This window comes from Moorena sp. SIO3B2, from assembly GCF_010692525.1.
Taxonomy (GTDB): domain Bacteria; phylum Cyanobacteriota; class Cyanobacteriia; order Cyanobacteriales; family Coleofasciculaceae; genus Moorena; species Moorena producens.
The window spans coordinates 1-4748 of the sequence record NZ_JAAHHE010000422.1 but is presented as its reverse complement, the minus strand read 5'-3'; the positions used below and the strand labels follow the sequence as shown (position 1 = coordinate 4748).

The 4748-nt window shown below is 45.1% G+C and carries 7 protein-coding genes; 1 reads left to right on the top strand and 6 read right to left on the bottom strand.

What is annotated here, in order from left to right:
• From F6K38_RS35160 to F6K38_RS35150, 3 genes are all read right to left on the bottom strand, one after another.
• Positions 1-184: hypothetical protein (locus F6K38_RS35160; protein ID WP_287359726.1), on the bottom strand; the 184-nt coding region annotated here is incomplete at its 3' end.
• Positions 185-297: 113 nt separating this feature from the next.
• The gene (locus F6K38_RS35155; RefSeq protein ID WP_008182207.1) at positions 298-2160 is read right to left on the bottom strand and encodes a PP2C family protein-serine/threonine phosphatase; all 1863 of its coding nucleotides are present in this window, start codon (positions 2158-2160) and stop codon (positions 298-300) included.
• Positions 2138-2320 carry a hypothetical protein gene (locus F6K38_RS35150; RefSeq protein ID WP_131826924.1) on the bottom strand — a complete coding sequence of 61 codons (183 nt, stop codon included), beginning with the start codon at positions 2318-2320 and terminating at the stop codon, positions 2138-2140. Before F6K38_RS35150 ends, F6K38_RS35155 begins: the two co-directional genes overlap by 23 nt.
• Positions 2321-2363: 43 nt before the next feature.
• Between F6K38_RS35150 and F6K38_RS35145 the strand changes: the two genes are divergently transcribed.
• Entirely contained in the window at positions 2364-2555 is a 192-nt protein-coding gene (locus F6K38_RS35145; RefSeq protein WP_131826923.1) for a hypothetical protein, read from the top strand.
• On the opposite strand, the gene F6K38_RS35140 is transcribed toward F6K38_RS35145, so the two are convergent.
• The 3 genes from F6K38_RS35140 to F6K38_RS35130 form a co-directional block, all read right to left on the bottom strand.
• A complete protein-coding gene (locus F6K38_RS35140) occupies positions 2524-3114 on the bottom strand; it encodes an FHA domain-containing protein (RefSeq protein ID WP_008182209.1) in 591 nt (196 codons plus the stop codon). The two genes, F6K38_RS35145 and F6K38_RS35140, sit on opposite strands and share 32 nt — an antisense overlap.
• Entirely contained in the window at positions 3111-3269 is a 159-nt protein-coding gene (locus F6K38_RS35135; RefSeq protein WP_154659746.1) for a hypothetical protein, read from the bottom strand. The genes F6K38_RS35140 and F6K38_RS35135 overlap by 4 nt, the downstream gene beginning before the upstream one ends.
• Positions 3270-3369: 100 nt before the next feature.
• The coding region (locus F6K38_RS35130) for a vWA domain-containing protein (protein ID WP_287359725.1) at positions 3370-4748 on the bottom strand (1379 nt) is incomplete at its 5' end.

The following is a 4748-nucleotide window of genomic DNA, read 5'->3' as shown; positions in this document are numbered from 1 at the left end:
GGGTTTGCGCTTTTCGAGAATTTCCGTAAGACGAGAGGCTATATTGGTTCTCTGTTGATTGGTGTACATAAGTTATAGCGTTTGGATTTGAGTTGTGAACATAGTCTTTTAGGCAAGAGGCAAGAGGCAAGAGGCAAGAGGAACCCACCCCTAACCCCTCCCAGGAGGGGAAGGCAAGAGGCAAGAGGCAAGAGGCAAGAGGGTAAAGATATCCGTATTTTTATTAGACAATAAAAAAAGACATCCTCGGTTTACATCTCATTTATAAATGCTATACTTTATTTAAGTGCAGATGCCTCAACTAGCATTTTTTATACAACACTCCAATGCTAAAATTGTAGCATTATCATATGCTCCATTATCTATAACTTTTTGGATAATTTCGTCAACAGCTGCTTGTAAAGGCTGAGTTTTTTTAAAAGTTTCCGCTAGTTCAGTATCTGACACTAAACTCCAGACACCATCTGAACAGAGCAGCAAGATATCACTATCTTCTAGAGCTAGGGATAAGTCTTGACTAAAGTGGCTCAAATCTTGGACATAACCATCACTAAGTCTTGGTTGTGAACCCAGGGCTTTAGTAAGAATATTACTATCTGGATGGTCAAGACTTTCTTGATAGGTGATTTCACCACTGGCCAGTAACATCGCTACTAGTGAGTGGTCTTCAGTTAATTGACATATTTGTTCTTTCCTGATTAAGTAAATACGACTGTCTCCCACATGAGCCACTAGTAAGTTGTTACTAATCCCTAAAATTACACTTAGTGTGGTTCCGCCGTTTCGTACGGCGTTAGTTACAGATTGGTTAGCGTTTTGGAATAATGATACCAACCAATCTGTCTGCTGGTTGACAGTTTTCAACTCAGAGGGAATCGGTTGCTCAAACACGGTTTTGATGGCTAATTGACTGGCTAACTCTCCCTGAGACATGCCACCCATACCGTCAGCAACAGCGGCTAAAATCATAGTATCACCATTACTCAACTGTTGCTGTCGTACTCCATAACTATCTTCGTTGTGTAAACGACTAGTTGAGAGTCCTACTGTTGATTTACTGGCCACTTGCCATTGAACTTGGGTGGTCTGAAATGATTTACGAGTTTCAATTAAGAGACTCAGTAAGTGGGAAAGGGAGAAGCGTTCTTCTGGAACAGAAGAGAGGCAAATCTTGAGCAGTTGATAAATCTGAGGAATGGGCTTAATCTGGATGTCAAGAGTCTGGTCTTGTGGAAGAAGCTGTTGATGAATAGCTTGGTAAAGCAGCGCTCCCACAGTGTAACTGCTCATTGACTCCTGGAAGGGATTACCGGAGGAGAGTTCAAAAGCGCAGTAGTTTCCTAACAAGCCATAGTCGAGCTTTTGATCAATAGGATAGGCACTGGTTAAATCAAAAAACTTGATCGGTTTTCCGATTTCAATCAGTTTCGGAATCACATCAACCAAGCACCACTGACGCTGATATAAATAGTAAAAACATTGACAGATGGGGATAATCAGTGATAGAGACTCTTGATCAGAATGCTCTTCTTGCAGCCAAGTCTCTAAGGTTGATTGACTGTCTGGCAGCGACGTTAATAGCATCAGCCTTTGACCAGAGGTGTCAGGACTGATTTCATTTTCTGGATAGTATTCTTCCTCTAGATATTCAGATTCAGGCTCAGGGTCCTTAGGGGTTTCCGAGGAATCTTCTCTAGTATCTTCTCTAGTTTCAGAGTTGAGCTCTTGGTCAGTTGTTTCTTCTTCACTAACTGTTGCTTCTGATTCCTCTTGGTCAGTGGTAACTGGAGACTGTTGCTCAGAAGATTCTATCTCCTCTGGCTTCTGTGTCTCCGGTTCTGGCTCCAGGGAGGGTGGGCTAGGGTTAATAACTACAGAGTCTTGGATGGTACTAGCTAGTAATTCGGCAATCATGGCATAGTTACCTAGCTTTTCCCTTAGCTGTAATTCTCGACTTAGCCCACCGTCACTAGACCCCACACGCAGCAAGGCCAAGTTGCCTGTAGTGGGACTGGGGTCAGTAGACTCAAGGTTGACTTCAAAGTTGACTTCAAAGTAGTGAATACCTGCTGTCAATTGACCTAGGTATGACCGGACTTTGAGGTGATAGTTGTCTATCGGGAATTCTGCATCTTGTTCAATTACTAAACCATTGGTCATAAGCTGGTATTGATTTAAATTCCATGGTTGTGAGAGTGGGGGAGTCGGGAGTCGGGAGCGGTGCGACCCGTGGCGAATTTAATTCGCCAACGGAAAGCGCACCGAGGGAGTCGGGAGTCGGGAGCAGGCAATAGGCAATAGGCATGCTAGCAATAGGCAAGAGGTAAGAGTGAAAAAAATCCTGTGTACCTCAGGTGCGACCTGTGGCGAATTTAATTCTTAATGGTAAGAGCGCACCTCATAGTTATGAAAAACGCTGTCATCATAATCTCCCCATCTCCCCATCTCCCCATCTCCCCATCTCCCCACACTCCCGATTCCCGATTCCCGATTCCCGATTCCCGACAAATATGAGATGCACTGTTATGGGCTTTGGAAGAGGAAACGAATTTTAGCGATCGCAATTTCATCTCCGGGATTGATGGTTTCCGGTCGGGTAATTTTGGCATTGAAGCGAGTTTTACCAGCAGGCTTGATAAAAACACCATTGGTAGAACCAAGGTCTTTGATTTTCCATTGCCCTCCCTCTCGATAAATTTCTGCGTGGTGGCGGGAGACTGTCTCGTTACCGACAAATGGCTCTAAGTCAATATCAACAGGACCCATATCTGGATCAAAGATGCCGATAAGATTGCTATGATCTAGCCAGAATTCTGGGACAGGAGCATCAGCTTGCTTAGCAATCAGTTTCGCTATTAAAGCAGTATTAGTAATAGGAGGAGTTGGAGGTATAAAGGGCTGGGGTTGGGGTTGCTCTAGGGTGATTGGTAGAGGCTCATCAAGAGGTTGTGCTGGTGTAGTTTTCCAGGGATTCTGCTGAGGAGGTTGGATTATGATTGGTGGTTGAGATTCAGGTGGTACTTTGGTTTGGGATTGTAATTCAGAACCACAAGCCTCACAGAATTCGGTTCCTTCTGGGTTTTTATCATAGCCACAAATTGAGCAGGTAATCATTGATAAATCCTTGGTGAGTAAATATATATAAAGGGAGTCGGGAGTCGGGAGTCGGGAGTCGGGAGTCGGGAGGAGTGCGTTAGGGGCGGGCTTGCCCTGATGTTCAAGCTCGTAGCCAGGGTTGGGACAGTCCGCCTGGGAATTGAAACAGGCAAGATGCCTGTTCCACCAAGATGCCCGCTGACGGCTGACGGCTGACGGCTGACCGCTGACCGCTGTTCGCGTAGCGTGAGCTTTTAGCTCACCGCTGACGGTCTAAGTTCCTGAGAGGTTACGAATCTGTTCTTCTGAAAGGTCACTATTAATATCTCCAGTCATTTTGATAGTCTTACCTCTGGAACCCATTTTGATGGTTTTACGAGTTCCAGAAGAAATCTTGCGAGTTTTGCGTAACTCGTCTTGAGCTTGATTGAGAGAGTCAAGCATGGCTTGGTTGCCAATCCTGACTGTCATCCGACGGGCAGTATCTAAGAGTTTTCCTGCTTCTTCGGGATTACTATCAGCCAGTCTGGTAGCTTGAGTTACTAGCTGAGAAATATTGCACTGTTGTACATAACCCATTACTTCTGGGTCTACTTGTGCCGCTCCGCTCTGACCAGGAACAAATTGAACTACCACATTTTGAGGTGGCAGCTCACCTCGGCGATTTTGTCCTGGAATATCGTAGGTTAAACCAAGTTGAGCAATACGTACACGGGAGCTGCTGTGACTGTCGATGGTGAATTCCAGAATAAAGACTGTTTCATCATTGGCCATGGCGGTGCCAATCAGATAGGGGTATTGAATCAGGGGAAATTCCGCTTGGTCAGGGTAAGCCCGGACAACACGGGTGAGTTTTACCCCCTTAACTGTCTTGGCAGTAAGGGTAAGGTTATTAATAACTTCCTGTTGGGCTTGGCTAAATTCTCTAAACAGGATTTGGGGTAAGTCCCTAATAGCAACATCAGTACCTGTGGCATCTCCTGAAACGATATGGTGAAGGTGACCAGCGGTAGTATCGCTGAGGTTGATCAGTAAATCTTCATTGTAGTCACCAACTCCCAAGGCTGTAATGGGGATACCGTTTTCCGAAAATTGTTTCGCGAGTTCCCGACATTCTTCTTCATCAAAAGCTTGACCATCAGTAAAGATTAAAGCATGACGACTGGTCATGGTTTGACCGGAGAGCATAGTCAGGGTCTGCTCCATCCCTTCTCCCATGCAGGTGCCACCACTGTAGTTACGGAGTTTCTCAATCCCTGCTTCTAACTGGCTGGTTTCAGTTGCTGGTGTTAGTCCAACAATAGTAGAGGCTTGGTCGTCAAATTGGATAATGGCAATGCGATCGCTTCCACCTAACTGGTTAGAGCGCACTAAATTTAACAGTGACTCAATCACAATATCGATCTTGGTTTTACCACCTATCACTTCCTCATAGTCGTTTCCATCCTGTGTGTAAACTCTACCTGTAGGTTTTGTGTCCCCTTCCACCACTTCATACATGGAACCACTGGTATCGATCACAAAAGCAAAACTAGTTGAGGGTAGCTCGACTGCTACTTCTTTGGTCGGTCGCAGTTTCAACATCACAAATAGTTTCTGGTCTGGGGTATCCGCAGGCAGAAATTCACGATGAGGAGTAATTGTTACATATA